This is a genomic window from Streptococcus criceti HS-6 (assembly GCF_000187975.2).
Taxonomy (GTDB): domain Bacteria; phylum Bacillota; class Bacilli; order Lactobacillales; family Streptococcaceae; genus Streptococcus; species Streptococcus criceti.
In genome coordinates this window covers 365082-391788 of sequence record NZ_AEUV02000002.1, presented here as the reverse complement: position 1 = coordinate 391788, position 26707 = coordinate 365082, and the positions used below count along the sequence as shown (strand labels likewise).

Annotated in this window: 20 protein-coding genes, 2 tRNA genes and 1 pseudogene; 14 read left to right on the top strand and 9 right to left on the bottom strand. The window is 40.0% G+C overall.

The window, feature by feature from the left end:
• Positions 1 to 52 precede the first annotated feature (52 nt).
• The 3 genes from dnaA to STRCR_RS01870 all read right to left on the bottom strand — a co-directional run bounded on the left by dnaA (position 53) and on the right by STRCR_RS01870 (position 3794).
• A complete protein-coding gene (gene dnaA, locus STRCR_RS01880; protein ID WP_004227575.1) occupies positions 53 to 1441 on the bottom strand; it encodes a chromosomal replication initiator protein DnaA in 1389 nt (462 codons plus the stop codon).
• 203 nt (positions 1442 to 1644) lie between these two features.
• On the bottom strand, positions 1645 to 2415 hold the full coding sequence (locus STRCR_RS01875) for a ParB/RepB/Spo0J family partition protein (protein ID WP_004228795.1): 771 nt from the start codon (positions 2413 to 2415) through the stop codon (positions 1645 to 1647).
• Positions 2416 to 2585: 170 nt separating this feature from the next.
• Positions 2586 to 3794: a S1C family serine protease gene (locus STRCR_RS01870; protein ID WP_004228905.1), complete on the bottom strand. Its 1209-nt coding sequence runs from the start codon at positions 3792 to 3794 to the stop codon at positions 2586 to 2588.
• Positions 3795 to 3977: 183 nt separating this feature from the next.
• Here STRCR_RS01870 and rlmH point away from each other — a divergent pair.
• A pseudogene (gene rlmH / locus STRCR_RS01865) lies at positions 3978 to 4457 on the top strand (23S rRNA (pseudouridine(1915)-N(3))-methyltransferase RlmH).
• Between the two features lie 48 nt (positions 4458 to 4505).
• Here rlmH and STRCR_RS01860 read toward each other — a convergent pair.
• Positions 4506 to 4579 (bottom strand) — tRNA-Arg (locus STRCR_RS01860).
• 162 nt (positions 4580 to 4741) lie between these two features.
• Between STRCR_RS01860 and STRCR_RS01855 the strand changes: the two genes are divergently transcribed.
• Positions 4742 to 4813, top strand: a tRNA-Glu gene (locus tag STRCR_RS01855).
• Between the two features lie 58 nt (positions 4814 to 4871).
• Here the strand turns inward: STRCR_RS01855 and STRCR_RS01850 are convergent.
• Both STRCR_RS01850 and STRCR_RS01845 read right to left on the bottom strand, forming a co-directional pair.
• A complete protein-coding gene (locus STRCR_RS01850) occupies positions 4872 to 7478 on the bottom strand; it encodes a YfhO family protein (RefSeq protein WP_004226913.1) in 2607 nt (868 codons plus the stop codon).
• A gap of 61 nt (positions 7479 to 7539) precedes the next feature.
• Complete coding sequence (locus tag STRCR_RS01845) at positions 7540 to 9159, bottom strand: ATP-binding cassette domain-containing protein (protein ID WP_004229967.1); 1620 nt, start codon at positions 9157 to 9159, stop codon at positions 7540 to 7542.
• A 171-nt stretch (positions 9160 to 9330) separates the two neighbouring features.
• On the opposite strand from STRCR_RS01845, the gene trpS reads away from it, so the two are divergent.
• Together trpS and guaB are read left to right on the top strand one after the other, a co-directional pair.
• Positions 9331 to 10356: a tryptophan--tRNA ligase gene (trpS, locus tag STRCR_RS01840; RefSeq protein ID WP_004228701.1), complete on the top strand. Its 1026-nt coding sequence runs from the start codon at positions 9331 to 9333 to the stop codon at positions 10354 to 10356.
• Positions 10357 to 10972: 616 nt separating this feature from the next.
• Positions 10973 to 12454: an IMP dehydrogenase gene (guaB, locus tag STRCR_RS01835; RefSeq protein WP_004225141.1), complete on the top strand. Its 1482-nt coding sequence runs from the start codon at positions 10973 to 10975 to the stop codon at positions 12452 to 12454.
• Between the two features lie 1182 nt (positions 12455 to 13636).
• Here the strand turns inward: guaB and recF are convergent.
• Together recF and yaaA are read right to left on the bottom strand one after the other, a co-directional pair.
• A complete protein-coding gene (gene recF, locus STRCR_RS01830; protein ID WP_004227982.1) occupies positions 13637 to 14746 on the bottom strand; it encodes a DNA replication/repair protein RecF in 1110 nt (369 codons plus the stop codon).
• Position 14747: 1 nt separating this feature from the next.
• Positions 14748 to 15134, bottom strand: a complete 387-nt coding sequence (yaaA, locus tag STRCR_RS01825) for a S4 domain-containing protein YaaA (protein ID WP_004227334.1) — start codon at positions 15132 to 15134, stop codon at positions 14748 to 14750.
• A 79-nt stretch (positions 15135 to 15213) separates the two neighbouring features.
• Between yaaA and yfmF the strand changes: the two genes are divergently transcribed.
• The 9 genes from yfmF (at position 15214) to STRCR_RS01780 (ending at position 23602) form a co-directional block, all read left to right on the top strand.
• Positions 15214 to 16461 carry an EF-P 5-aminopentanol modification-associated protein YfmF gene (gene yfmF, locus STRCR_RS01820; protein ID WP_004225994.1) on the top strand — a complete coding sequence of 416 codons (1248 nt, stop codon included), beginning with the start codon at positions 15214 to 15216 and terminating at the stop codon, positions 16459 to 16461.
• Position 16462: 1 nt separating this feature from the next.
• Positions 16463 to 17734: an EF-P 5-aminopentanol modification-associated protein YfmH gene (gene yfmH, locus STRCR_RS01815; RefSeq protein ID WP_004228611.1), complete on the top strand. Its 1272-nt coding sequence runs from the start codon at positions 16463 to 16465 to the stop codon at positions 17732 to 17734.
• Between the two features lie 60 nt (positions 17735 to 17794).
• Positions 17795 to 18670 (top strand): helix-turn-helix domain-containing protein, encoded by an 876-nt coding sequence (locus STRCR_RS01810; protein ID WP_004229584.1) that lies wholly within the window; start codon positions 17795 to 17797, stop codon positions 18668 to 18670.
• A gap of 11 nt (positions 18671 to 18681) precedes the next feature.
• Positions 18682 to 19224, top strand: coding sequence for a CDP-diacylglycerol--glycerol-3-phosphate 3-phosphatidyltransferase (pgsA, locus tag STRCR_RS01805; RefSeq protein WP_004229319.1), 543 nt, complete (start codon positions 18682 to 18684; stop codon positions 19222 to 19224).
• A gap of 3 nt (positions 19225 to 19227) precedes the next feature.
• Complete coding sequence (locus tag STRCR_RS01800) at positions 19228 to 20064, top strand: energy-coupling factor ABC transporter ATP-binding protein (protein ID WP_004225344.1); 837 nt, start codon at positions 19228 to 19230, stop codon at positions 20062 to 20064.
• Positions 20040 to 20879 carry an energy-coupling factor ABC transporter ATP-binding protein gene (locus tag STRCR_RS01795; protein ID WP_004225987.1) on the top strand — a complete coding sequence of 280 codons (840 nt, stop codon included), beginning with the start codon at positions 20040 to 20042 and terminating at the stop codon, positions 20877 to 20879. Before STRCR_RS01800 ends, STRCR_RS01795 begins: the two co-directional genes overlap by 25 nt.
• A complete protein-coding gene (locus tag STRCR_RS01790) occupies positions 20872 to 21669 on the top strand; it encodes an energy-coupling factor transporter transmembrane component T family protein (RefSeq protein WP_004229672.1) in 798 nt (265 codons plus the stop codon). Before STRCR_RS01795 ends, STRCR_RS01790 begins: the two co-directional genes overlap by 8 nt.
• A gap of 136 nt (positions 21670 to 21805) precedes the next feature.
• Positions 21806 to 22819: a LysM peptidoglycan-binding domain-containing protein gene (locus STRCR_RS01785; RefSeq protein WP_004226870.1), complete on the top strand. Its 1014-nt coding sequence runs from the start codon at positions 21806 to 21808 to the stop codon at positions 22817 to 22819.
• 162 nt (positions 22820 to 22981) lie between these two features.
• Positions 22982 to 23602, top strand: a complete 621-nt coding sequence (locus STRCR_RS01780; RefSeq protein WP_004225997.1) for a transglycosylase SLT domain-containing protein — start codon at positions 22982 to 22984, stop codon at positions 23600 to 23602.
• Positions 23603 to 23733: 131 nt separating this feature from the next.
• On the opposite strand, the gene STRCR_RS01775 is transcribed toward STRCR_RS01780, so the two are convergent.
• Positions 23734 to 24687, bottom strand: coding sequence for an IS30 family transposase (locus STRCR_RS01775; RefSeq protein ID WP_004225294.1), 954 nt, complete (start codon positions 24685 to 24687; stop codon positions 23734 to 23736).
• Positions 24688 to 24866: 179 nt separating this feature from the next.
• Here STRCR_RS01775 and STRCR_RS01770 point away from each other — a divergent pair, with 179 nt between their 5' ends.
• Positions 24867 to 26579 carry a hypothetical protein gene (locus tag STRCR_RS01770; RefSeq protein WP_004227725.1) on the top strand — a complete coding sequence of 571 codons (1713 nt, stop codon included), beginning with the start codon at positions 24867 to 24869 and terminating at the stop codon, positions 26577 to 26579.
• The last annotated feature ends 128 nt before the right edge of the window (positions 26580 to 26707 follow it).

Below are 26707 nucleotides of genomic sequence, written 5' to 3'. Positions count from 1 at the left end.
TGTGCACAAGCTGTGGATAAACCTGCTAGAAATCAGCCTCCTATCCACAAGACTATTTGATTTTATTTTTGATAGTTTCAATTTCAATCCGCAGACTGTCATCCTGAGTTAACATATTTTTGATTTTATTATAAGCATGCAGAACTGTCGAATGATCACGTCCACCGAATTCTTTACCAATCTTAGGCAGACTGTTATCGGTCATCTCTCGTGCCAGATACATAGCAACCTGACGGGCTAGAACAATGTTTTGATTACGCTTGGTCGATTTGATTTCTTTGACGGTTACACCATAGAATTTGCTGACCTGTGTTTGAATTTCTTCAATTGAAATGATATTGATAACTGGCGCATCCTGCTTGCGGGCCCGAATGGCTTCGGCAGCTAAATCAACTGTAATGATGTTAGACTGCTTAACAGTAGCCACCAGATTGATATCCTTAAGAGCACCCTCTAGATCACGAACGTTGGAATCAAATTGGCCAGCTAAATATTCAATCGTATCCTGAGAAAAGGTGTAAGGGAAACCTTGCTCAAGAATTTTATTGGTCAAGATAGCAATCCTAGTTTCATAATCTGGCGGTGTAATATCAACCGTCAGTCCCCATTTAAAACGGGTTACCAGCCGCTCTTCCAGATTGTTGAGATGATCAGGTGTCCGATCACTAGTTAAAACAATCTGTTTGTTGTTGGCATGTAGGGCGTTGAAGGTGTTGAAAAATTCTTCCTGAGTTCCTTCCAAAGTCTTCTTAGCCAAGGATTGAATATCATCAATCAGGAGAACATCCAAGCTGCGGAAATTTTCCTTGAGTTCTTCCATAGACTCTAAGCGAATATGGGTCACAAATTCATTGATGAAATTTTCTGCTGTGATATAGCGAACCCGTGCACTGGGATTATTTTCCAAAACGGTATTACCAATAGCATTGAGTAAGTGAGTTTTCCCTAGACCAGGTCCCCCCCAGATAAAAAGAGGATTGTAGGTTGTCCCAGGACTATTAGCGACAGCAATTGAAGCTGCCTTGGCCCACTTATTTTCATCCCCTTGAATGAAGTTGTCAAACTGATACTTGGGGTTTAAATTTGACGGAACGGGAGGTTGAGTTGTCTGAGCAAAGCCCGACTGGGGATAAGCATTTGCTTGCCCCCCCTGATTTGAATTGGCTTTACTGGCTAGGACGTTCTCAATTTCAGCACTTTCAAAAATGTATTGGGCCCTAATCTGTGTATTAAAGACTTCAAAGCCAGCGGTAATCAGGACCTGCTGAAGATTTTTCTCCCAAAAGAGTTCCTTCATACGGTCGATGTAAATGATAGCTGTGTCATTTTCTACCTTAATCAACTGGGCATCTAGAACGAAAAATTCAAAAGTAGCTTGAGTGAGATGATCCCTAGACAACTCGAGGACCCTATTCCAAAAAATCGTTTCATTTTCTGTCATAGCTCTCTCCATTTTCAGAATATCTTGTACCGTATTCTAACATAAAAAGAAGAAGTTTTCCACAGGCAGAAAAGAAAATATTCACATTGTTTATGAAAGTTTTCCACAGGGTGTGGAGAATAATAGAAAAGCCCTGAAATCAAGGCTTTAGCGAGTTTTTTTATGTGTAAAAGGTCTACCTAAGAGTTTTTTGAATCCACAGCTTATTTCAGCTTGTTGATAATTCTGTTTAAGTCTTCTGAGGACGAGAAAGGAATAGTTATCTTACCTGATTGATTATTATCCATGTTTATGGTAACAGGAATTCCTAAGGCTTTAGTCAGCTCTTCCTCCAAATCTTTTTTAAAAATATTCTGCTTTTTGATCGAGGTTTTAGGGCTATTTTTGGGTTTAAGCAATTTTTCTAAGGCCCTGACTGATAGTCCTTCTGCTTTAATTCTCTGCAGCCAAGCTTCCTGTTCTTGATCGCTTAAGCCCAACAAAAGGCGTGCATGGCCAGAAGATAGACTGCCATCTTCCAAAGCTCTCTGCAAAGGATCAGATAAATTAAGAAGACGTAAAAAATTAGTGATGTAAGGGCGGGATTTCCCCATATATTTGGCGATTTCCTCATGGGTCATCTGATTAGTCTCAATCAGGTCTTGATAAGCCTTAGCTTCTTCAACGGGATTGAGATTAGAACGCTGTAAGTTCTCAATAATCGCTTGAATACGACTATCTTGGTCTGAAAGTTCCTTAACAATCGCCGGAATTGTTTGCAGCTGCGCCAACTGACAAGCCCTGAAACGCCGCTCACCTGCAATTAATTCATAGCCAATAATAGGTGATTTTCGGACAATAATTGGCTGAATGAGGCCATTCTCTTTGATGGAATCTGCTAATTCTTCCAATTCCTTTTGTTTAAAACTTAAGCGAGGTTGAAAAGGATTGGGATATATATCGTTTAAGCTTAACTCTTTTAGTTCTACAGTCATAACCATCCTTTCAAATCAAAAAAAGACGGGAGTGGGATCAACCCAAAAATTGAAAATTGGGTTCTCACCACTCCCACCCCTACACAGTTCAAAAGATCTGAGGGACCTTTTGAAGTTGGAAATAGAGCCTAGGACAAAAGTCCAAACTCATCTTATTAAACTGTCAAGTTTTACTTACTGCTGGAGGAAGAAGTATCCAGATCATTATTGGTTTTAGTTAGTTTGATATCAACAGTTTTCTTCTTACCATCACGATAGAAAGTCAAGGTGACTGTATCACCAATTTTATGCTTGTAAAGCTCCTCTTGGAGTTCAGCGACAGAGGTAACTTCTTTATCATTAATTTTGGTGATAACATCATACTCCTCTAATTTACCATCAGCCGGCATATCAGACTGAACAGAACCAACAACAACTCCTTTGGTCACGTCATCAGGAACATCCACCTTATCTTGAATTGACGAGCTTGCACTATTCAAATCAGCCATAGTAATACCAAGAGCTGGACGAACAACTTTACCATCTTTTTCTAATTGATTAATAGTTGAAACGACATTATTTGATGGAATAGCAAATCCCATTCCTTCATAGCCTTCCATAGTGATTTTACTTGAGTTAATGCCTATGACCTGTCCTTCAATGTTGATTAGGGCACCACCAGAATTTCCAGGATTGATGGCAGCATCAGTCTGAAAAGCTTTGGTTTGAACAGTTGAGCCATCTTCAGCCTGTAAGGTCACTGTCCGATCAAGACTGGAAACAATCCCTTGAGTGACAGTGTTAGCAAACTCGGAACCTAATGGACTACCGATTGCAATAGCCGTTTCTCCCACTTTAACAGAAGAGGAATCCGCAAATTCTGCTACTTTAGAGACCTTGTCAGAAGAAATTTTAATTACAGCTAAATCTGAATAGGTATCAGAACCGACTAATTCCCCCTTTATGGCTTCTTTCTGATCTTTTTCATTCCCCATCATGATAGTTAGCTTTTCAGCTCCATCAACTACATGGGCGTTAGTTACAACGTAGGCATCTTTACCATCTTTTTTATAGATTACCCCAGAACCTTGGCCATATTGGACTAGGCCATCTTTATCTTTTTCGATTCCAGCCTTATCAGCAGCCTCAGCTTCAGCATCAGATAGTTCTTGGTAATTAGAAACGGTAACAACAGCATTTTTGACCTTATCAACAGCCTTGGTCACATCTGAGGAATTATTGTATTTAATATTGCTGACAGATGTTTTACCGATAGAAGTTGTAACACCGCTGAGTTTTAACATCAAGAAAGTTGCCAGCAACCCCCCGATAAAGCCAATAAGCAGTATCAAAAAAGGTGTTAGAATTTTTTTCCAAGGTATTTTCTTTGAATTTTCCAATAATCAATCCTCCACATATTAAAAATACCCCTTAACTATACCCTATTGTTAGGGAAAAAGCAAGAATTCACAGGCTGTGGATAACTTTGTTAAAATAGGGGAAAAAAGCTGCTAGGTCAGGACAGAAGAGGCCTTCTTCTATGTGGAAAAACTGTCTAAAACGGCCTATGGTATAATGATGTTATGAAGATAAAATTGATTACAGTTGGTAAACTGAAAGAAAAATATCTCAAAGAAGGGATTGCCGAATATGCTAAACGTCTGGGACGTTTTGTCAAATTTGAAATGACCGAATTAGCAGATTAGAAAACACCTGACAAGGCCAGTCCTGCCCAAAATCAACAAATTATGGAAAAAGAAGCTGGCCGAATTATGAGTAAGATAGCTGATCGGGATTTTGTCATTGTACTGGCCATTGAGGGTCAGGAATGGTCGTCAGAAGAGTTTGCCAAGAAATTGGCTGATGCTACTCTACGAGGTTTCTCCAATATTACTTTTATAATTGGTGGAAGTTTGGGCCTAGCTCCTCAAGTTAAAAAGCGAGCTAATCTCTTGATGAGTTTTGGACGTTTGACCCTGCCTCATCAACTTATGCGTCTTGTTTTGGTGGAGCAGATTTACCGAGCCTTTATGATTCAGGAAGGCAGTCCCTATCACAAATAAAAAAACAAGCTTTGTAGATTCAAGCTTGTTTTTTAGATTAGCAAAAGATGATTCCAGCAGGATTCGAACCTGCGACCGTTCGCTTAGAAGGCGAATGCTCTATCCAGCTGAGCTATGGAACCAGCTCCTTTATTCTATCAAAATAAGCCTTTTGCTGTCAATATCGCAAAAAACTGTTAGTTTCTAGGAAGGATAGGCTTTTTGATAGTTACTTAAAGAACTTTAAAAATAATTTTAAAAAACTATTGACACATCTGATAGACTAGGATATACTATTGAAGTCTGGTCCGTTGGTCAAGGGGTTAAGACACCGCCTTTTCACGGCGGTAACACGGGTTCGAATCCCGTACGGACTATGATAAGACTTTAAGTTGCGTAAGCAACTTTTATTTTACCCAGAAAAAGGCTTTTGGACTAGTATCCAGAAGCCTTTGTTTGTCTCTTTAAAAAGTGATGATAACTATAATTATAGAGAAGAAAAAGAATAAGACCTGCTATAGAGAGAAGACTGGCTGATTTAAAACCATTTGGAATGAAACTCAACTTGACTTTCCCTTTCCCTGCTGGAACATCGACTGCCATGAAGCCTTTTTGCACTTTACGAATTTTGACAGGCTTACCGTTTAGTTTGGCTGACCAGCCCTTATCATAGGGAAGAGTAAAGAAGAGTGAGCCAGCTTTTTTAGCGGTATAGTTGGCAGTGACCTGATTATTTTGAGTTGTAACAGTGACCTTTTGCGATTTAATTTTGTCCATAGCCCTTTGATAAGCTTGAGTATTGAGGCCGTAGAAGTTTGGTCGTTCAAAAGAAACTTGATGATTTTCTGGAAAAGCCAAAGTAACTTTTATCTGACTTTCTTTTTGAAAGTAACCCAAATTAAAGAAGCTAAAAGCATTATCAGTAGTATAATTGTAAATTTTGTCATTAACGGTTACTGTTACACTATTAGCATCCTCGTTACTAAGTGAAAGATTGGGAAGGCTGATGTAAACCTGCTGATTGGCTGGAACATTGACCTGATAGCTAAGTTTAGCAGTATTTTCACCTGCAGGAGCAATGACGGTTAGGCGATCATTAAAGTTAGTCAAGGAGTCTTGAGTCTGACTTGACAGATGTGTAAAGTAAGTTTGATCAAGCCTCGTTAGATTGTTGAGTAGGGAAGCCTGATTGTCCAAGGTATTAATAGTAAATTTGACATCTTTGTAAACCCCATCCGTCAGAATTGCTAATTGACTAGCATTTTTATTACGGTAAAGCGAAAGAAAGCCAGAGCTTTTAACCGCTTTGAAACCATACTTACCAACATCCTCATTGGAAAGATTGTAAGTAACGCCAAAAAGACTATCAGCAATAATCGTATTATTTTGGTAGCGCAAGTTAAGGTTAGTCCCATTTGATTGGAAGCCCAGTCGATCCAACTGGCTGCTGGAAGCGGTATTACGAATAGAAGAAAATTGAGAGATACCATTGTAGTTGAATTTCATACTATCATTGCCAGTTTGGGGTAGAAGTCGTTCTGTTCTAAAAAACGTATCTTGCTGCTGCTTGGTATATTTAATCAATTGGTCGATTTGGCTCCGATCTCGTTCATACCCTTCTCTGGTTGGAAAAATCCATTCATCGTTCAGATTATTGACTTGGTAGTAAGCGTTGAGACCAATTTCGAAAAGTGTAAAAACGAGAGTAAAGGCAATCATGGCTAGGGACCCCAACTGTTTCTTATTGAAGGCAACCAATATAACTGCATAGGCTATTAGAAAGGCTAGGGTTAGAACTAGATGAATCGGTTTTAAAAAGGTATAGTGTCTGGCATAGATAAAAGTTAGGATAAATCCGATAATTAAAAGAGAGAAAACTGCTAATAGCCGTTTCACATAAAACTTTTGCAGGTAGCTGAGACTTTCGCCAGCCATTAAGATTATAAGGGTTGAGAATAACCAAGCATAGCGGTGGAGAAACATATTTGGCGCGTGCATCCCCTGCCAAAGTAAATCCAAAGGATTGAGATAGAAGCTGGCAATTATAACTCCTAAAAGCAAGGCATAGGCTAGTTTAACAAACCACTTTATTTCTTTGATAGTAAAGAAGGTAAGAGCCAGAGCTAATGGAAAGAGCCCAACATAAATCATAGGAATGGCCCCAAATTTTGTAGTGTCATAGGCTCCAACAAAATTTTTAGCAAAGAGGTCAAAAGTCCAGACTTTGTCAGCTAACAAAGTGTTAAAAGTTGAGAACTTTTCTCCATGGGTTGACAGATCCAAATAGCTTGGTATCAACATAACAGCTGATGTTAAGGCTGACAAGATTGACACAACTGTAAAGTTTGTAAACGAGGCGACAAGTTTCTGCCAATTAGGGTTTCGAGTTAACTGGACTAGAAAGTAGAGCGCTAAGAAGATTGCCAGCATAAAACCAAAATAATAATTTTGGATAAAGAGTAAGGTCAGCGTCAAGTAGTAAAGCCAGAAACGTTTTTGTTCCAAGAGATAATGCAACCCTAAGATGATCAAGGGAGCAAGGATAAGAACATCTAGCCAAGTATTGATTTCTAGCTGACTAACCGCAAAACTCATGAGAGCATAGGAAGTTGATAGACTAGCTATCAGGGGTTCTTGAAGCTTTACAAAAAGTTTACGAAGTGTAAAGGATATTGACACTCCCATCAAGCCAAATTTAATGAGAGTGAAGAGATAAACCGCATCAGCCATAGATTTGACACTAAAGAAATAGTAAAAGGGTGACAGAAAGGACCCTAAATAATAACTAGAGAGAGCGTAAAAATTTAGTCCCAAACCAGAAGTAAAAGTATAAAAGAAACTATCACTACCGTGCAAGATGTTACGTAACTGGGTCGCAAAAATAGAATATTGATGGAAACCATCACTGGCTAAAATAGTTGTTTTACTGCCCCAGTAAATATCCATGGACCAGAGTACTACTAGCATAATCAAGGCAGGTAGAAAAAAGGCGGAGCCATAGAAAGCGAGGAGTTTTTGATGTTTTTTCAAAACTGCTATCATAATAAACTTTCCTTATTTTAAAGAGCCTGAATACTTTCTAGCATCAGACTCTTTGATTGTTTTATTTCCACAAATCTTGAACCTTAGCTTGAACTTCTTCATTAGCTAAGAATTCATCATAAGTTTCACCAATCCGGTCGATTACCCCATTTTTAGAAATGACAATAATATGATTTGCCAAGGTTTGAATGAATTCATGATCGTGGCTGGCAAAAATAATAGATTCCTTGAAATCCCTCAGGCCATCATTGAGGCTGGAGATAGATTCCAAGTCTAAGTGATTGGTTGGGTCATCTAAAACAAGAACATTGGATTTAAGAAGCATGAGCTTGGATAGCATCACGCGCACCTTTTCTCCACCTGATAGGACATTGACAGACTTGTTAACCTCGTCGCCTGAGAAAAGCATACGTCCCAAGAATCCACGCAGGAAGGTGTTGTCATCTTCCTCTTTAGAAGCAAACTGACGCAGCCATTCAAGAATAGATTCCCCAGATGCAAAATCTTTTGAGTTGTCCTTTGGTAAATAAGAACGACTAGTTGTTACACCCCATTTAATAGTCCCTTCGTGCTCAATTTCACCCATCAAAGCTCGAATCAGAGCTGTGGTTTGAATATCATTTTGACCAATCAGGGCTGTTTTATCACCTGGACGCAGGATGAAACTAATGTTATCGAGAATTTTTTCGCCATCAACGGTAACCGATAGATTTTCTACAGTTAAAAGATCATTACCAATTTCTCGTTCAGATTTAAAACTGATAAAAGGATATTTTCGGCTGGATGGAACAATTTCTTCTAGCTCAATCTTATCCAGCATTTTCTTACGAGAGGTCGCCTGTTTGGATTTAGAAGCATTAGCTGAGAAACGAGCTACAAATTCTTGCAATTCTTTAATCTTCTCTTCGGCCTTGGCATTGCGATCTGCCTGTAGCTTAGCAGCCAGTTCGGAAGATTCTTTCCAAAAATCGTAATTACCAACATAGATCTGAATCTTACCGAAGTCAAGGTCAGCCATGTGGGTGCAAACTTTATTTAAAAAGTGACGATCATGGGAAACCACAATAACGGTATTTTCAAAGTCGATCAAAAAATCTTCCAGCCAAGAAATAGACTGAATATCAAGCCCATTGGTCGGTTCGTCCAAAAGCAGAACATCTGGCTTACCAAAGAGAGCCTTGGCTAGGAGCACCTTGACCTTATCACCATTAGCCAGTTCGCTCATGTTTTGATAATGGAAATCTTCTGGTATATTGAGGTTTTGAAGGAGCTGCGAGGCTTCACTTTCAGCTTCCCAGCCGCCAAGTTCTGCAAAAGTACCTTCTAACTCCGCTGCACGGACCCCATCTTCTTCGGAAAAATCAGGTTTCATATAGATGGCATCCTTCTCCTTCATAACCTTGTAGAGCTGTTCATTACCCATGATAACAACATCAATAGCCCGCTCTTCTTCGTAGTCAAAGTGATTTTGCCGAAGGACAGAGAGGCGTTCATTAGGACCAAGAGAAACATGGCCCGTAGTTGGCTCAATGTCACCGGCCAAAATCTTGAGAAAAGTTGACTTACCGGCTCCATTAGCCCCAATCAGGCCATAAGTATTGCCAGCTGTAAAGTTGATATTGACATCGTCGAAAAGCTTTCGGTCGCTAAAACGCAGAGAAATGTCTGATACTGTAAGCAAAGTGTTACCTCGTTATTCTTTATAATACGTGTTTTCATTCTACTAGAAATAGGGTGATTTTTCAATCTAAAGTAGATAACAAGTCAAAGACAAAAAGGAGTCGGTCTTTTGCTGGGGATTTATGATATAATCTAAAGAGCTACTGAAAGAAAAAAGAGAGAAGAAATTAATATGACAAAACCTACTATTTTAACCGGAGATAGACCAACTGGTAAATTACATATCGGTCACTATGTTGGTAGCTTGCAAAACCGTGTGCGTCTACAAAATGAAGAAAAATACCAGATGTTTGTCTTTTTGGCAGATCAGCAAGCTCTGACAGATCATGCTAAGGATCCTCAAACTATTGTGGAATCTGTAGGAAATGTAGCGCTGGATTATTTGGCAGCCGGTCTGGATCCAGAAAAATCAACTATTTTTATCCAAAGTCAGATTCCTGAATTAGCTGAACTGTCCATGTACTACATGAACTTGGTATCTCTAGCCCGTCTGGAACGCAATCCGACTGTCAAAACAGAGATTGCTCAAAAAGGCTTTGGGGAGTCCATTCCAACAGGTTTTTTGGTCTATCCTATTGCCCAAGCAGCTGATATTACAGCCTTTAAGGCCAATCTGGTTCCTGTCGGAACTGACCAGAAGCCTATGATTGAGCAGACCCGCGAGATCGTCCGCAGTTTCAACCATGCCTATGATTGTGACGTTCTGGTCGAACCGGAAGGCATTTATCCTGAAAATGAAGCAGCTGGTCGTCTGCCAGGTCTTGATGGAAATGCTAAAATGTCCAAGTCTCTGGGCAATGGTATCTATCTGGCTGATGATGCGGATACGCTCAAGAAAAAGGTCATGAGCATGTATACTGATCCTAATCATATTAAAGTTGAAGATCCTGGAAGGATTGAAGGAAATATGGTCTTTCATTATTTAGATGTCTTTGGACGTGAGGAAGATCAAGCAGATATTCAAGCCATGAAAGAGCACTATCAAGCTGGCGGTCTGGGAGATGTCAAGACCAAACGTTACCTTCTAGACATTCTGGAGCGGGAGCTAGGTCCAATCAGAGAACGGCGTCTAGAATTTGCTAAGGATATGGGGCAAGTCTATGACATGCTTAAAAAAGGCAGTCAGGCCGCCCAAGCAGTCGCTGCCCAAACCTTGGATGACGTTAAATCAGCCATGGGAATCAATTATTTTAAATAGGGGAGGGATACAGAGGCTGAGCAAAAACTCGTCCAGTATTCCTGTTTTGAAATAAATTTTTGGCGCAGTGGCTGGGGGCAAGAATTGTTAGCTAGACCAAGAAGTCTTACTCCTGCACGGTTTATTAGAGAGTGGAACAATTGATTAGGATGGCCACTAACAATTGCGAAACAAGGGTTTAGGGTCTCCAATCAACCACTGCGTCAAACTGTGTTATTACTGCAAAAAATAGAAGAATGGAATACTTTTTCCCAGCCTTAATGACCCCGCTGCTGGCTGGTTTTCCTTTTGCCGCAAAAAATCTAAAGTGATGACCATCGTTCATCTTATTTCTAACCTCAAAAGGTTCGGAGGTAGGTTAAAAAGGTCTGGGGAGAGACCTTTTTAGATTACCTCCTTAAAATTAGGGAGTGGTGAGAACCAAAATTTTCAATTTTTGGGTTCGTTCCCACTCCTTTTAAACTTCAAAATTTTCCTATTTACTAGATCAAAGTAGAGCTAGTTTTTTACAGTTTTCCCCTAAAATTTTATTGACAAATTTTTAAAGCATGATATGATATTATACTAATAATAAGAGCTTTTGGAGCTGATTTTTATAGAAAAGAGGATGGATTTAATGTCAAATTGGGACACTAAATTTTTGAAAAAAGGTTACACTTTCGATGATGTTTTGCTTATTCCAGCAGAAAGTCATGTGCTTCCAAATGAGGTTAACATGCAAACGAAACTGGCAAAGAATTTGACATTAAACATCCCGATTATTACAGCTGCTATGGATACCGTAACAGAAAGTGGTATGGCTATTGCTATGGCGCGTGCTGGGGGCTTGGGTGTAATCCATAAAAATATGTCAATCGAAGCTCAGGCTGAAGAAGTCCGTAAGGTAAAACGTTCAGAAAATGGCGTTATCATTGACCCATTCTTCTTAACACCAGACCACACAGTTGCTGAAGCAGATGAATTGATGGGGCGCTATCGTATTTCTGGTGTTCCAGTTGTAGAAACTCTGGAAAATCGTAAATTAGTCGGTATTCTTACCAACCGCGATATGCGCTTTATTTCGGATTATAACCAGCCTATTAAGACTTATATGACCAGTGACAATCTGGTGACGGCTTCAGTAGGCACAGATTTAAAGACAGCTGAAGCTATTTTACAGCAACACCGTATTGAGAAATTACCTTTAGTTGATGAAAATGGTCGTTTGTCTGGACTTATTACCATTAAAGATATCGAAAAAGTTATCGAATTTCCTGATGCTGCCAAGGATGAATTTGGCCGTCTCTTAGTTGCAGCTGCTGTCGGTGTCACTTCAGATACCTTTGAACGGGCAACGGCTCTCTTTGAAGCTGGTGCCGATGCTATTGTTATTGATACAGCTCATGGTCACTCTGCCGGGGTTTTGCGCAAAATTGCAGAAATTCGTCAAACCTTCCCAGATAAGACTTTGATTGCTGGGAACATTGCTACTGCTAAAGGGGCACGTGCCCTCTATGATGCAGGCGTTGATGTCGTTAAGGTTGGTATCGGCCCAGGATCAATCTGTACAACCCGTGTTGTAGCCGGTGTCGGTGTCCCTCAAATCACTGCTATCTATGATGCAGCCGGTGTTGCTCGTGAATACGGTAAGACTATTATCGCTGATGGTGGTATCAAGTATTCAGGTGACATCGTCAAAGCCTTGGCTGCTGGCGGCCATGCTGTTATGCTCGGTTCAATGTTAGCTGGTACTGATGAAGCGCCAGGTGAAACAGAAATCTTCCAAGGGCGTAAATTTAAGACTTATCGTGGTATGGGATCTGTTGCCGCTATGAAGAAGGGGTCTAGCGATCGCTACTTCCAAGGTTCTGTCAATGAAGCTAACAAGTTGGTTCCAGAAGGAATTGAAGGTCGTGTAGCTTATAAAGGTGCTGCTGCTGATATTGTCTTCCAATTGGTCGGTGGTATTAAGTCGGGTATGGGTTACACAGGTGCTGCAGATATTCCAGCCCTTCATGATAAGGCCCAATTTATTGAAATGTCAGGAGCTGGCCTAATTGAAAGTCACCCTCACGATGTGCAAATTACCAATGAAGCGCCAAACTACTCAGTTCAGTAAAAGTAAGACAAAAACATCCGATTCCTAAATATGCGGGAATTGGATGTTTTTGTGTCTGAGTATATGAGCTTCTACTTTGGAAATAAATATTGTTTATGATAAAAAATATCAAAATATTTTAGTTTTTTGGTAAATTACTGGTATCCTTGCTAAGCTATAAAGAAATAATAGGACACAAAGCTGGAGATTATTTAACTAATTAATTATGAAATACGTTATTACCCTTATATTATGGATACTTATGATGGCACTAGACACTATTGTTAGAAAATATAATAAAACCGCCGTAAAAATAGGAAACGTACAACTTTGTCTTCTTCATCGGTATTGGCTATAACAAGTTCTATTGGCCGTTTATGAAATATTCTATTTTTAAGACTGAATCGGTTTAAAGTTTATATAATTTACGCAATCATTACGATATAGTAGTTTTAGTCTTTATCTGTATGTATTTTTTGCTCTAGTCAACAGAGATTAAACGAGCATCTAAAAATTATTGAGGTTACAAGGTCTTCTTAAGCGATAGATTTTAGTGAGGCAGTTAAAAATTTTTACCTGCTGCAGCAGAAGAAGCAGATAAGAGAAATATAAGACTACGAAAGTCTCTCAACCATTAAGCACTTCACCAAATTTTTCTGAGTTAGATTATTTCTTTACAGGTTTGTCAAGTTGACAGTATCTTGACAGTTAAAACACAAGAGACTAAGCAAAAACTCGTCCAGTAATCCTGTTTTGGAATAAACTCCCGCACAGTTCATTAGAGAGTGGGACAGAATTGACTTAGTCATCCCACCTACAGTTGAGTTGATTAGGTTGGCTGCCATCACGTGTATAGCAAAGGATAAGGACCGCCAATTAACTACTGGGTCAAACTGTTATTACTGTAAAAAATAGAAGACTGGAATACTTTTTCCCAGCACCAATAAACCAGTACTGGCTGGTTTTCCTTTTGCCACAAGGCCGAAGCGGAAATTCGAAACGACTGTGATGACCATCATTCATCTTATTTTCAACCTCAAAAGGTCCCTCAGACGTTTTGAGCTGTGCGGGAGTGGATTGAAAAGGTCTGGGAGAACTTTTCAATCGAGAAATGAAGCTTGCAAAGCAAGTGTTAAAAACGTTCTGGAGAGAGAACTTTCAGATCGCCACCTTAAAATCAGGACGTGGTGAGAACCAAAATTTTCAATTTTTGGGTTCTCTCCCACTCCCTTTTATAATACCCTTGTCAACTGTAAAGATTTTTAAGTTATCTGGTAACCCCTGCAAATGGTCTAAACTGGTTGTGGTGATAAAGGTTTGAACATTCTCCTTTATACCGTCTAGTAAACGAAGTTGACGATGGTAGTCAAGCTCACTCATGACATCATCAAGTAAGAGGATCGGAGTATCTCCTGTTGTTGCCTTGATCAACTCGATTTCTGCTAGTTTTAGAGATAGAATTAGGCTACGCTGCTGGCCTTGACTACCGAAGGAGGCATTCATATCATTGATAAAAAAAGCTAGATCATCTCGGTGTGGACCCACACCCGTATTTTTTTTAAAACTATCGCGGTCGAAAGATTTAGCTAACTGTCCTAAAAAATTTTGCTTTATATCAGCTGGTTCTTGAAACTTAACTGATGATTGATAGGAGATTTTTAGGTGTTCCAACTGATTGGAAATAATATGGTGGTGTTTATCTGCTTCTAAAGCCAAATTTTGGACAAACTGATAACGATGCTCCATTACCCGACTTCCAAAATCAGCCAGTTGCTCATCAATGACGGCTAAATAATCCTTATCAACGACCTTTGCTGCCTTGAGGTAGGCATTACGCTGTTTTAAAACATGATTATAATTAGATAAATCTGATAGGTAAACAGGCTTTATCTGCCCTAAATCAATATCTAAAAATTTCCGCCGCAAACTAGGGGCCCCCTTGACCAGCTGTAAATCTTCTGGGGCAAAGAGAACCACAGTCATGTTGCCAATGTAATCGGATAATTTCGCTTGTTTGAGATAGTTAACTTTAGTAGTTCGCCCTTTGTCAGACAAGTTGATCTCTAGGGGGAGCTTACCACTTGTTCGTCTTAAAATCCCTGAGACAGAGAGTTCCTTGGCATGAAAATTTATCAGTTCCTTATCTGAGCGAGTCCTATGACTACGGGTTAGGGCTAGAAAATAAATAGCTTCGAGAAAGTTGGTCTTGCCTTGAGCATTTTGGCCGAGAAAAATATTGAGACCGCTGGAAAATTCAGCTGCCATTTCAGAATAATTGCGGAAATTTTTGAGAGAAATAGCTTCTAACCACATCTTAGGTACCAGGGAAGCGAACAGGCTTCTTAGAGTCCCTTTTTGCTGCTTGTTTAGTCTTGGGCTTTCCTTGTCCCTGTTTCTTAGCAGTTCTCTGGTTCATTTTTTTGATCAAAGCAGCAATTCTTTCTTTTTCAGCCTCATCCTCTTGGTGTTGAGCTAGTTCCTCGGGAGTAGGCTGAACCAGATTGATGATTAAATTTTGTTCAGGTAGGGTGATGCTATCACCAATCCGCAATTTTTTGCCCCGTCTTTTTTCATCTTGACCATTAAATAGGACAATGTTTTCAGCCAAAAAATACTTTGCTGCTCCACCGCTTCTGATTATCCGTAAATCTTTTAGCAAAGCTTGTAGGGTAATAAAGTCCTCAAACAGTTTGTAATCCATGGTTTCCTCGACTTTCTAATGAGAATATTATAGCATAAAATGATATAATTTAAGACAATAACTGACCCGAGGAGAGTCCATGAAAATTGTTGAGGGTGTCAATCTACACCTGATAGAGACTGAAAAATTTAAAACCAATCGCATTACGCTTCGCTTCACAGGTGACTATCTAGAAAAGACAGTAGCTAAGCGAGTTTTAGCTGCTCAAATGTTGGCCACCGCTAATGCCGATTATCCAACTTCACAAAAATTACGTAAAGCTTTGGCCAAGCTTTATGGAACTAGTTTGTCAACTAGAGTGTCAACCAAGGGAAAGGCTCATATTATTGATATAGATTTTGAATTCATTAACCCATCCTATCTTGGTGAAGAGACCTTTCAACATGAAGTTTTTGACATGCTTTACACGATTCTTTACAGGCCTTTAATTACCTTGGAGCAATTTCAATCCAAGGTCTTCGATGTAGAAAAGGCCAATCTAGTGTCCTACCTTGAAGCCGATAAGGAAGACTCTTTCTATATTAGTGAGTTAGGGCTTTACAATTTATTTTATCAAGATGAGAATCTAAAAGTATCCAAATATGCTAGGGTAGATCTGGTGGAGCAAGAAAATTCCTTTACTGCTTATCAAGAATTTCAAAGAATGCTCAAGGAGGATCAGATAGATATTTTTGTTCTGGGAAATTTTGAGGCTTCGGCTATCTTAGAAGCAATTAATCGTTTTCCTTTCCAAGCAAGGAAGCTTTACAAGTTTGTCAACTATAATCAAGAGCGTCTTAATATCACAAAAGAAAAAATTGACCGACGCTTTGATCATCAATCAATTTTACAGCTAGGCTATCTTCTACCCGTGACTTATGGTCAAGCTGATTATCCAGTTGCCCAAGTCCTAAACGGTATACTGGGAGGTTTTGCCCACTCTCGCCTCTTCACAGAAGTTAGGGAAAAAGAGGGATTAGCTTATTCAATTTCCAGTCAAATTCATCCCTATACAGGTTTACTCCAAGTTTACGCTGGTATTGATAAGGCCCAACGAGAAAGAGTTTTCAGGCTGATTAATCAAGAGTGGCGCAATTTGAAAACGGGCCGTTTTTCTGGTCAACTTTTGAAAGAAACCAAGCAGCTTCTACTTAACAATTTTTATCTGGCAGAAGATTGGCCAAAGGTTTTAATTGAGAGAGCCTATAATAAAAAATATCTTGTCAAAAATGATGAGGCTTTTTCTAACTGGCCTGATAAAATTAATGCGGTCAGTAAAGATGATATTATGCACTTAGCCAGAAAGATTCATTTACAGGCCCTCTACTACCTAGAAGGAAAAAAGTAAGATGCTAGAAAAAATTGACTATCCTACTCTCAAAGAAACATTGTATGTCATTAAACTTGAAAATGGAATGAGCGTTTACCTTCTTCCAAAATCAGACTTTCAGGAGATGGCTGCCCTGCTTCAGGTAAATTTTGGTGCCATTGACGAGCAGTTGTCAAAAAAAGACAGTAGGTCTAAGGAGAGCCCTGCCGGGCTTGCTCATTTTTTAGAGCATAAACTTTTTGAAATGGATCATGGCCAAGATGCTGGTCTAAAATTTTCTGAACTTGGTGCCGATAGTAATGCTTTTACCAGTTTTGAAACGACAGTCTTTTACTTTACCAGTCTGGGTGAAAATCAGGAAGCTTTACAGCTTTTACAAAGTTTTGTCAGAACAATCAATGTTGATAAAAAATCGCTTGAGCGGGAGAAAGAAATTATCGCCCAAGAAATTGACATGTATCTTGACAGCCCTGACTACCAAGTTTACAGTGGTATTTTAGCAAATTTGTATCCTAATACTAAGTTTTCTCAAGATATTGCTGGCAGTCGAGAAAGTTTAAATGAAATCACCTTAGAATGGCTTAAGGACAGTCATAAAAGCTACTATCAATCATCTAATATGTCCCTTTTTTTAGTTGGGAATTTTAAGCTTGAGTCAGCTCTTGACATCATCAAGAAGTCTCAAGAAAACTTTACTACTAAGTTGACAAAGGTTGACAAAATTCCATTAAACTTGACAGAACCTATCAAGCGGAGTTCCCTTAATTTAGATGTTACAAAACCTAGATTAGCGCTTGGTTTTCGTTTACCAGCAGAAAACGGTCCCTTGCTTAAACGAAAGTTGTCTTTGCGACTGTTCTTTTCTCTCCTTTTCGGGTGGACCAGTCAAACGTATCAAGATTGGTACGACCAAGGGCTGCTAGATGATTCATTTGATATCGATGTTGAAGTCTCTTCGCGTTTTCAATTTGCCATTCTGAGCATGGACACCATGGAACCCATTAAACTGGCTAATAATATCAAATCAGTTTTAAGAGTTTTCTCTACCTCCACTGACTTTAATAAAGAACATTTGGATTTGCTCAAACGAGAGGCATACGGGGAATTTATGAGAAGCTTAGATAACATTGAAGAACTTGCCAATCAGCTAGCAGCTTATCAAACAAAAGAAGAATCCTATTTGGATCTACCTGAAATGTTATCTTCAATCCAGCTGCCAGATCTTGAGCAGCTTGGTAAAGACCTACTTGAGAAAATGGTAACTTCCGAGTTTACAATCTTTCCAACCTAATTATAAAATTGAGCTGAAATCTGCTATAATAGAGGGTAATTATTATCTCGAGGTGTTACTATGAAAAAAACGAGCGTTGGTGAGTATCTCCATGATACTCGTCTCGCCAAAGATTTAAAGCTTGAGCAGGTGTCGATGGATTTGAACATTCCCATGCAGTATATCACTGTGATGGAGCTCAATCAGTTTCAATTTCTCGCTGAGGAGAAGCTGAAGCCTTATCTCCAAGCTTATGGAGATTATCTTGGTCTAGATAGCGATTTTTTGTTGGAAGGTTACCAAAATCCAGATTTTCAAATTGAAATTGAGGGTGAGAGTGAAGAACTAAATCAAGTCACAGATGAGGATGAGGAAAGTCCAAATCCTAAAACAGTTGAACCTTTTACCAAGTGGTCTCGTTCGGACCGTTTTGAATATCTAGAAAATCCAAAGCGTCGTCTCCCCTTGGTTCTGATGTCCCTCTTAACTGTCTTGATTATCGGATTAATAGGATTTGCCATCTATGCTCAAGTTAGTGATGAGATTAGACAAGAAGCCCAGCCTAGCTCTTCTCTTGCTCGAGAAACCAGTCAGCTAGTTAATCAGGAAACAGTCCCGTCTTCTAGTGATAGTGACAATAAACTAACGACTAAGGTCAGAGGTTCCAATATGTCCGTAAAATTAACTGATAAAACTAATCAGGTTACAATTGAAATCACTCAGGATTCAGATCAGGAAAATTCTATCTCAGTAACTAATTCTGATATGAGTAAGAAAGGCCTTATCCTGAACAGCACAACTAAGAATGCAACAGCAACTCTAATACCAGGCGTTGACAAATCTGTTATTACCCTAGCTAGTATCGATAATGTCAGTGTAAAAATCAATGGTGAAAATCTAGATCTTTCAGGTTTAACCAAAGATAGCACGAGTTATATCACCCTAACCGTCAAGTAAAGGAAGTTACCATGACAAAAAAAGAAAACATTCCCAATCTCTTAACCCTTATCCGTATCTTCATGATTCCCGTCTTCTTGATTTTGACCTCTATTTCAAATGACATCAAGTGGCATATTATTGCAGCAATCGTTTTTGCAGTTGCCAGCTTTACAGACTATTTAGATGGTTATTTAGCCCGCAAATGGAAGGTTGTCACCAATTTTGGTAAATTCGCCGATCCCCTAGCTGATAAAATGTTAGTCATGTCAGCCTTTATCATGTTGGTTGGAGTAAAGATGGCCCCTGCTTGGGTTGCAGCTATTATCATCTGCCGAGAGTTAGCCGTCACAGGTTTGCGCCTGCTCTTGGTTGAAAATGGCGGTACTGTTTTAGCCGCAGCTATGCCAGGTAAAATCAAGACCGTTACTCAAATGTTTTCCATCATCTTTCTTCTCTGCCACCTCTACTGGCCAGGGACCATCCTGCTCTACATCGCTCTCTTCTTTACCATCTATTCAGGCTATGATTATTTCAAGGGGGCAGGTTACCTCTTTAAAGACACTTTTAAATAAACTATGACAGAAATCATCTCAGTTGATAAGTTAAATTTTAAATATCAAGAGGACCAAGCTTATGTCCTCAAAGATGTAACGTTTCACGTGAAACAAGGCGAATGGCTGTCTATCGTTGGTCACAACGGTTCAGGAAAATCAACGGTTGTTCGTCTGATTGATGGACTGTTAGAAGCAGAGTCCGGCCAAATCAAGATTGCTGGTCAGGTTTTGACCGAAAATAATGTCTGGGACCTGCGTCGCCAGATTGGCATGGTTTTCCAAAATCCAGACAATCAATTTGTCGGTGCGACTGTAGCTGATGATGTAGCTTTTGGTCTGGAAAATCAAGGTCTGCCCTACGAAGAGATGAAAGTTCGTGTTCGGGAGGCTCTGGATTTGGTCGGCATGTCTGACTTTGCTGAGCGAGAACCAGCTCGTCTTTCAGGTGGTCAGAAACAAAGAGTTGCCATCGCCGGTATCGTTGCTATGCGACCAGCCATTCTGATTCTGGATGAAGCTACCAGCATGCTGGACCCCGAAGGACGTTTGGAACTGATGGCGACGATTCAGACAGTTCGAAACCAGTATGCTATGACGGTTATTTCCATTACCCACGATTTGGATGAGGTTGCCATGAGCGATCGAGTTTTGGTAATGAAGGATGGTCAAGTAGAATCCAGTTCAATACCAGAACAATTACTAGGTCGAGGGGATGATCTGTGGGACCTAGGTTTGGATATTCCCTTCACCTCGCAGCTTATTAGGGCCTTGAAAGATAATCAGATTGCTCTCAGCAAGCCCTATTTGGATGAAACTGAACTAGGAGATGAACTATGGGCATTAGTCTCAAACAAGTAAGTTTTACCTATCAAGCGGGAACGCCATTTGAAGGGCGTGCCCTTTTTGATATTAGTTTAGAAATTCTGGATGGCTCTTACACGGCCTTTATCGGCCATACTGGAAGTGGCAAGTCAACCATCATGCAGCTGCTAAATGGTCTCAACCTACCCACCCAAGGAACTGTGACAGTTGATGATTTAGTGATTAATCCAGATTCTAAAAATAAAGAAATCAAGTCAGTTCGCCAAAAGGTCGGTATGGTTTTTCAATTCCCAGAAAGTCAACTTTTTGAAGAAACCGTCCTTAGAGATGTAGCTTTCGGTCCGCAAAACTTCGGTGTTCCTAGGGACAAGGCAGAAAAAATTGCTCGAGAAAAACTAGCCTTAGTCGGATTAACACCAAACCTTTTTGAAAAAAATCCCTTTGATTTATCTGGTGGACAAATGCGACGGGTCGCCATCGCTGGCATTTTGGCTATGGAGCCAAAAATCTTAGTCTTAGATGAACCAACAGCTGGACTTGACCCCAAAGGACGGCGAGAACTGATGGAGCTTTTCGCCCAACTCCACCAGCAGGGTCAAACGATTGTCTTGGTCACCCATCTTATGGATGATGTGGCCAACTATGCTGATCAGGTTTATGTTTTAGAAAAAGGGCATCTGGTAGCTTCCGGTCAACCAAGAGATGTCTTCCAAAAGGTTGAGTTTTTGGAAAGCAAACAACTAGGTGTGCCAAAAATTACCAAGTTTGCTCAAAACTTACGGGAACATGGTCTAACGATGGACCGCCTGCCTATTACTATTGATGAATTTGTGGAGGATCTGCATGGATAAATTAATCTTAGGGCGCTATGTACCAGGGTCTTCTCTCATTCATCGCCTAGACCCCCGCAGTAAACTAATAGCCATGTTTCTCTTTATTGTAATCGTTTTTTGGGCCAATAACCTTGTTACCAACCTTCTGCTGGCTGGTTTCACTCTCTTTTTAATTTTACTGTCTCAAGTGAAACTATCCTTCTTTCTCAACGGTCTCAAGTCCATGTTCGCGATTATCCTCTTTACGACAGCCTTTCAGATATTTTTTAACCACAAAGGCAGTTTGCTCTGGCAATTTTGGTTTTTAACAATAACGGACTATGGTCTTGGTCAGGCAGCTTTGATTTTTATGCGTTTTGTCCTAATTATCTGTTTTTCAACTCTGTTGACTCTGACGACGACGCCCTTGAGTCTAGCTGATGCTGTTGAATCCTTGCTCAAGCCCCTTAAACCGCTCAAGGTTCCGGTTCACGAAATCGGTCTGATGCTGTCTCTGAGTCTGCGTTTTGTCCCAACTTTAATGGATGATACGACTCGAATTATGAAGGCTCAGCGAGCCCGAGGCGTTGATTTTGGCCAAGGAAATCTTATCCAAAAAGTTAAATCCATTGTCCCCCTCCTAATTCCGTTATTCGCCTCTAGCTTTAAGCGGGCGGATGCCTTAGCCATTGCCATGGAGGCGCGTGGCTATCGAGGGGGTGATGGGCGGACCAAGTATCGCCGACTAAATTGGGCACTTTCAGATAGCTTTGCTCTGATTTCTTTATTAATTCTAGGTCTAGCTCTTTTCTTTCTTAAAAGCCCCTAAAGCGTCTAGTCATAGGCGTTTTTCTTTATAGAGATTAAAAATATCTGTAATATTTTTAATCTAAGACTAAAGGGAGGGTAATAATAAAAGTGTATGATATATAACATACCATCTCAGAAAGGGAACATATTTCTATATGACTAAAAAATCAGTTTTAAAAGATATACGCTATTCTAAAAAGTTGGCTTTAGCAGGCTTATCAGCAGCGGCAGCTTTCGGTGCAACAACAGTTGCTCATGTTGTCCATGCTGAAACTTACACTGTCCAAGCAGGAGATACTCTCTCAGAAATTGCTGAAAATCACAACACAACTGTCGATAACTTAGCACAGACCAACAATATTTCTAATCCAGACTTTATTTTTGCTGGTCAAACTATTGAAATTGGGGGAGCGGTATCAAATCTTGGTGCTGCTCAAGCTGTTCAAGATGATGTTAATACGGTTGACCAAGCAGTAGCAAGTGCAGAAGAAGTTCAAGCTCAACCTCAAGAAGACTTTGATGCTTCTGCGACTAGTGAGGCAGTAGTAACTGACTATAGTCAAGATACCGCAGCGACTAGCGAAGCTCCTGTTCAAGAAGCTCCTGCTTCTGTAGCAACGAGTGAAGCACCTCAAGCAGAGGAAGAAGCTCCTGTTCAAGAGGATACAGCAACGCAAGATCTTGCTACAAGCAGCGAAGCTCCTGCGCAGGATCAAGCTTCTACTGGCCAAGCACCAGCTGATACAACAAGTGAAGCCCCTGCTTCTGAAGAAACTGATCAAACAGCAAGTTCTGAAGAAGCTCAGGCACCACAAGAAGCTAATGCCGTTGTTTCAGAAGAAACAGCAAGCAGTGAGGCTCCTCAAGAAGATGCTGCTCCTGCAAGCGAAGTTCCTGAAGCAGCACCAGCTCCTGCCTCGACAGGTTATTCTTCAAACCTCAGCGCAGCAGATGCCGCAGCTAAGGAAGAGATTGCTCAGCGTGAATCTGGTGGTAGCTATACGGCAGAGAATGGTTCTTACTACGGCCGTTACCAATTGACCAGAGATTATTTGAACAATGACCTTTCTGAAGAAAACCAAGAAAAAACAGCCGATGATTACGTAAACGGTCGCTATGGTTCATGGTCTGCCGCTCTTGATTACTGGAATGCTAACGGTTGGTACTAAGTAAAAGCATTGATGAACGATAAGATGAAGCTCGAAATGCTGAATTTTCGGGCTTTTTTATTTAAATTAAAATAAACTGTAATATTTTTAATAGTAAAACAATTAGTTAGTAATAATACTGAGTTAGAATATTAAAGTAAGTTAATTGAAAAGGAGTATGGCATGCCTAAGAGAAGAGTTGAAAAAACATCTGATAAATTACTTATCGTTACAATTTTGACAACTGTAGCAGCTTTAGTCTTTGGATTTATTTCAGAGCACACTAAAATCTCAGTGTCAGAATCATCTTTTGCAGAAGAATTATCGTCAACATCAGACAGTAAAGATGAGGGAGCAGCAGTTCAGGCTACTGAAACAGTAGCCTCAACAGCAACAGCCCCAACAGAAACATCAACCCCTCAATCGGAAGGAATGGATTCAACATCCGAGCAAGTTCAGCCAGAAGTGGTAGCCAGTAAGGCAAATGTAAATCCGGCAACAGCCACTCAAGCAGCTAGCACAGCCAGCCCTAGCAGTTATGCTCTCGGAAATGGTAATACGGCAGGTGCAGTTGGTTCAGATGCCGCAGCTCAAATGGCTGCAGCGACTGGCGTGAGTCAAGCAACTTGGGAATATATCATTGCTCGGGAATCAAATGGAAATCCAAACGTTGCTAATGGTTCAGGTGCTTCAGGTCTTTTCCAAACCATGCCAGGTTGGGGCTCAACAGCAACCGTCCAAGATCAAGTTAACGCTGCAATCAACGCTTACAATGCTCAAGGCATGTCTGCCTGGGGTATGTAATATATAAATCTTCACCTCAAAGCCAATCTCTATTCTGAGACTGGCTTTTTTTTTTAAAATAGAAATAAGTTGATAAGCTGCTTTGGTCTCTTGAAAGTCTTCAATCCTACATACTAAATTTCAAGTTCAAGTTAGCCAGTCTGTAAAAACTCTTTAGGAGATTTATAATTGAATAGTTTCTTTGGATAGTTGTTAATCCAGTTTTCAATAAATGCGACTTGTTGTTGAGTCGCATTTTTGCTTCCCTTAGGCAACCAGCGCCGGATGAGTCTATTATGATTCTCATTAGTTCCACGCTCCCAAGAAGAATAGGGGTGGGCATAGTAGATATGAGCAGGGTCAAAAACTTCTGCTAAACGACTGAATTCAGCCCCGTTATCAGCTGTGATAGAGTTAATTTGATAATCCCTGAGGATTGCTTTCAGAGCTTGATTGACTGAAGACGTGGACTTATCGGGAATGAGTCGAATGATTTGATAACGACTCTTTCTATCCGTTAGAGTCAACAGGCACTCGTTTTTTGCCCGAGTTTGAATAACCGTATCAATTTCAAAATCACCAACATTCTCACGCTTGTTAATGCTTTCTGGTCGTTCCTCGATAGACTTTCCAGCTGGCTTAAAGTTGGGACTGGCATGCTTTTTCTTAGTTTTCTCCTTGCGAGGATAAAGCATGTCAGCTTTAGTCAATCCTAAGTGTCCATGATGAATCCAGTAGTAAATAGTGGAGATGGGAACAGGTAATCCTTTTGCCTTTACTATCATCTCAGGAGAATATTTCTGTTTGATGTAGTGAGTTATCTTTTCTTTGAGTCCCTTGGTCAGGGAGACTTGTTTAACAGAACGTTTACGATTGTTTTGATAGGCTTTTTGGGCGAAGTCAGCTGAGTAGATCACCTCAAATTTTCCTTTACGCACTTGTTGTCTAACCTGACCACGTTTGACTTCGTTGTGAATGGTTTGAGGAGCTTTAGCCAATCTCCTAGCGATTTCACGATTTGAGAGCCCTTCTTGAAGCCAACGTTCAATTATTCTACGTTCAGTTAGTGTCAAATGTTTACTTTTTGGTGTATAATAGTTTTGCATCTCAGAGTCTTTCTAATTGTTATTGTGGTGATTACAATTATATCTCTCTGAGATGTTTTTTGATACTCTTAGGTGGCTAACTTCATTTTAGAACTTTCCTTCAATCCTACATTCAGACAATTCCCTTTTTTATGCTATACTTGAGCTAGGTTTATGAAAAAAGTTAAGGAGTTTATGACATGAAAAGAGACTATTGGTTCAACATAAGGCCCTTCCTTTTGCTTGCCTTCTTTTCTTTTATTTTATTGCTTCCTCAGTGGTTGACTAAGGGGATTATTTTTGGATCGGATTCCATTTTTCATTATAATCGCTTTTACGAAGCCGCTATGCAGATTAAGCATTGGAACTTTTCCTACTTCATTTCGATTTATGGCTTTCAACAATCTGGTCGCATTGTTAATGCAGTCTATGGCCCTTTTTTTGCTTATTTTCAAGGCTTGCTAGTCCTCATCGGTCGCACTTGGTTTGGCTACCAGCTCGTGTCCCGTTTTGTACTGGGGCTTATCGCCGGCCTGTCCATGTATGCCCTGCTTAGGGCAGCCAAGATTAAAAAAGAAATCTCTCTGCCTATTGCTTTACTTTATGTAACAACTTTCTCAATCCAATACTGGACTATTAGACAAGGTTTCAGCAGCTGGGGAGCAGCTGTTATGCCTTTTTGTTTCATCCCTGCTATCAGATTTACTTTTTATAAAGAAGTTCACCCCCTGCAGCTAGCTTTTGCGGTCAGTCTGATTTTTCAAATCCATCTGTTGAGCACTCTCTTTTTAGTAGTCATGTATATCCCTTTCTTCGTTTATGGTTTTTGTCAAAGCAAGAAAAAACTTAGAATTATGATGCAGGGCCTTCTATCGGTGGGATTATCCCTTCTTTTAACGGCTAACGTTTGGGTTGCTTTACTGTTTTTAAAAAAGGACAATCAGCTATTAGATCCCTTTATCAACGATTTAATGAATAACAATGCCATCAACACAGGTTCAACCTACTGGATTACAGCTCCCTATTCCTTAGTTATCTTTCTTATTGGACAGATAGGTTATGTTCTTTTTCGCTGGCGCAGTATGGCCAACTGGAAACGAATTTTGCACTCAGTTTATCTCCTGTTTATCCTCCTTTCGACCAGTATTATTCCTTGGAATTGGCTGGTTAATCATGGTGTAAAGTTTGCTCAGTTAATTCAATTTCCTTTTCGCTTCTTTATTCCAGCGACAATTTTATTGCTTTTGATTGGCGGTATGACGCTCAATCACTTTGTCAAGTGGCGTAAACCGATCAGCTGGATCTTAGTTGTCTTGGCCTTTGCTGGAGGTTTGCAGGCCATTGACGGAGCTTATCAAAAGGCGCATAAAGCTGAGACAGAGCAGTATGTTTTAGAGCCTACAAGGCATGTCCATTTAGTAGGAACTTATAAAGAAGAACGTCAGGCCGTTTTTGATAAAGATTTAGCTGACCTTCTTGGAAAAATTAGAAAGTCAACACCTGATTACCTCCCAATTTACAGTTCGACTAAAGGTTACAATGCCTATGATTACTATGCTGAAAAGGTTATTTTTAAATCAGGCTTTACAAAGACAGTCAACAATGACGGCAGCTTGACAATAACATGGGTTTCCAATGGTGATCAGACTGAGTTGCCAGTAACAGTCTATAAAAAGACCCGACTACTTTTAAATAATAAAGCCTTAACCCCAAAGGATTACAGTCTATCAGCCTTTGGAATTCCAACGGTAGAAGATCAAGAGGGAATCAATAAGTTGACAGTTAACTTTACAGTTCCTACTTACTTTACGGTGGCTCTCTGGTTAACTATTTTTAGCTGGTTGGGCCTAGGAGGCTTCTGGCTTTACCACAAAACTCGCAGGCGTAGTTTCCAAGTTTTGCTTTCTGATTAAATCGTGTTATAATCTTTACGGTGTTAGCTTTGCTAACGCCGTTTTTCAATGTCGACCTTCAAATCGATTGTTGAATAACTAGACCCTTCAAGTCTATGTTAACTAAGAAATAGTGGCAAAGTTCCTAT

Coding starts and splice junctions, on each gene's coding strand:
- guaB (WP_004225141.1), top strand. CDS start 10,973: ATGTCAAATTGGGACACTAAATTTTTGAAAAAAGGTTACACTTTCGAT.
- STRCR_RS01795 (WP_004225987.1), top strand. CDS start 20,040: ATGGGCATTAGTCTCAAACAAGTAAGTTTTACCTATCAAGCGGGAACG.
- STRCR_RS01850 (WP_004226913.1), bottom strand. CDS start 7,478: ATGATAGCAGTTTTGAAAAAACATCAAAAACTCCTCGCTTTCTATGGC.
- trpS (WP_004228701.1), top strand. CDS start 9,331: ATGACAAAACCTACTATTTTAACCGGAGATAGACCAACTGGTAAATTA.
- pgsA (WP_004229319.1), top strand. CDS start 18,682: ATGACAAAAAAAGAAAACATTCCCAATCTCTTAACCCTTATCCGTATC.
- yfmF (WP_004225994.1), top strand. CDS start 15,214: ATGAAAATTGTTGAGGGTGTCAATCTACACCTGATAGAGACTGAAAAA.
- recF (WP_004227982.1), bottom strand. CDS start 14,746: ATGTGGTTAGAAGCTATTTCTCTCAAAAATTTCCGCAATTATTCTGAA.
- STRCR_RS01800 (WP_004225344.1), top strand. CDS start 19,228: ATGACAGAAATCATCTCAGTTGATAAGTTAAATTTTAAATATCAAGAG.
- STRCR_RS01810 (WP_004229584.1), top strand. CDS start 17,795: ATGAAAAAAACGAGCGTTGGTGAGTATCTCCATGATACTCGTCTCGCC.
- STRCR_RS01790 (WP_004229672.1), top strand. CDS start 20,872: ATGGATAAATTAATCTTAGGGCGCTATGTACCAGGGTCTTCTCTCATT.
- STRCR_RS01875 (WP_004228795.1), bottom strand. CDS start 2,415: ATGACTGTAGAACTAAAAGAGTTAAGCTTAAACGATATATATCCCAAT.
- yfmH (WP_004228611.1), top strand. CDS start 16,463: ATGCTAGAAAAAATTGACTATCCTACTCTCAAAGAAACATTGTATGTC.
- STRCR_RS01770 (WP_004227725.1), top strand. CDS start 24,867: ATGAAAAGAGACTATTGGTTCAACATAAGGCCCTTCCTTTTGCTTGCC.
- STRCR_RS01780 (WP_004225997.1), top strand. CDS start 22,982: ATGCCTAAGAGAAGAGTTGAAAAAACATCTGATAAATTACTTATCGTT.
- dnaA (WP_004227575.1), bottom strand. CDS start 1,441: ATGACAGAAAATGAAACGATTTTTTGGAATAGGGTCCTCGAGTTGTCT.
- STRCR_RS01785 (WP_004226870.1), top strand. CDS start 21,806: ATGACTAAAAAATCAGTTTTAAAAGATATACGCTATTCTAAAAAGTTG.
- yaaA (WP_004227334.1), bottom strand. CDS start 15,134: ATGGATTACAAACTGTTTGAGGACTTTATTACCCTACAAGCTTTGCTA.
- STRCR_RS01775 (WP_004225294.1), bottom strand. CDS start 24,687: ATGCAAAACTATTATACACCAAAAAGTAAACATTTGACACTAACTGAA.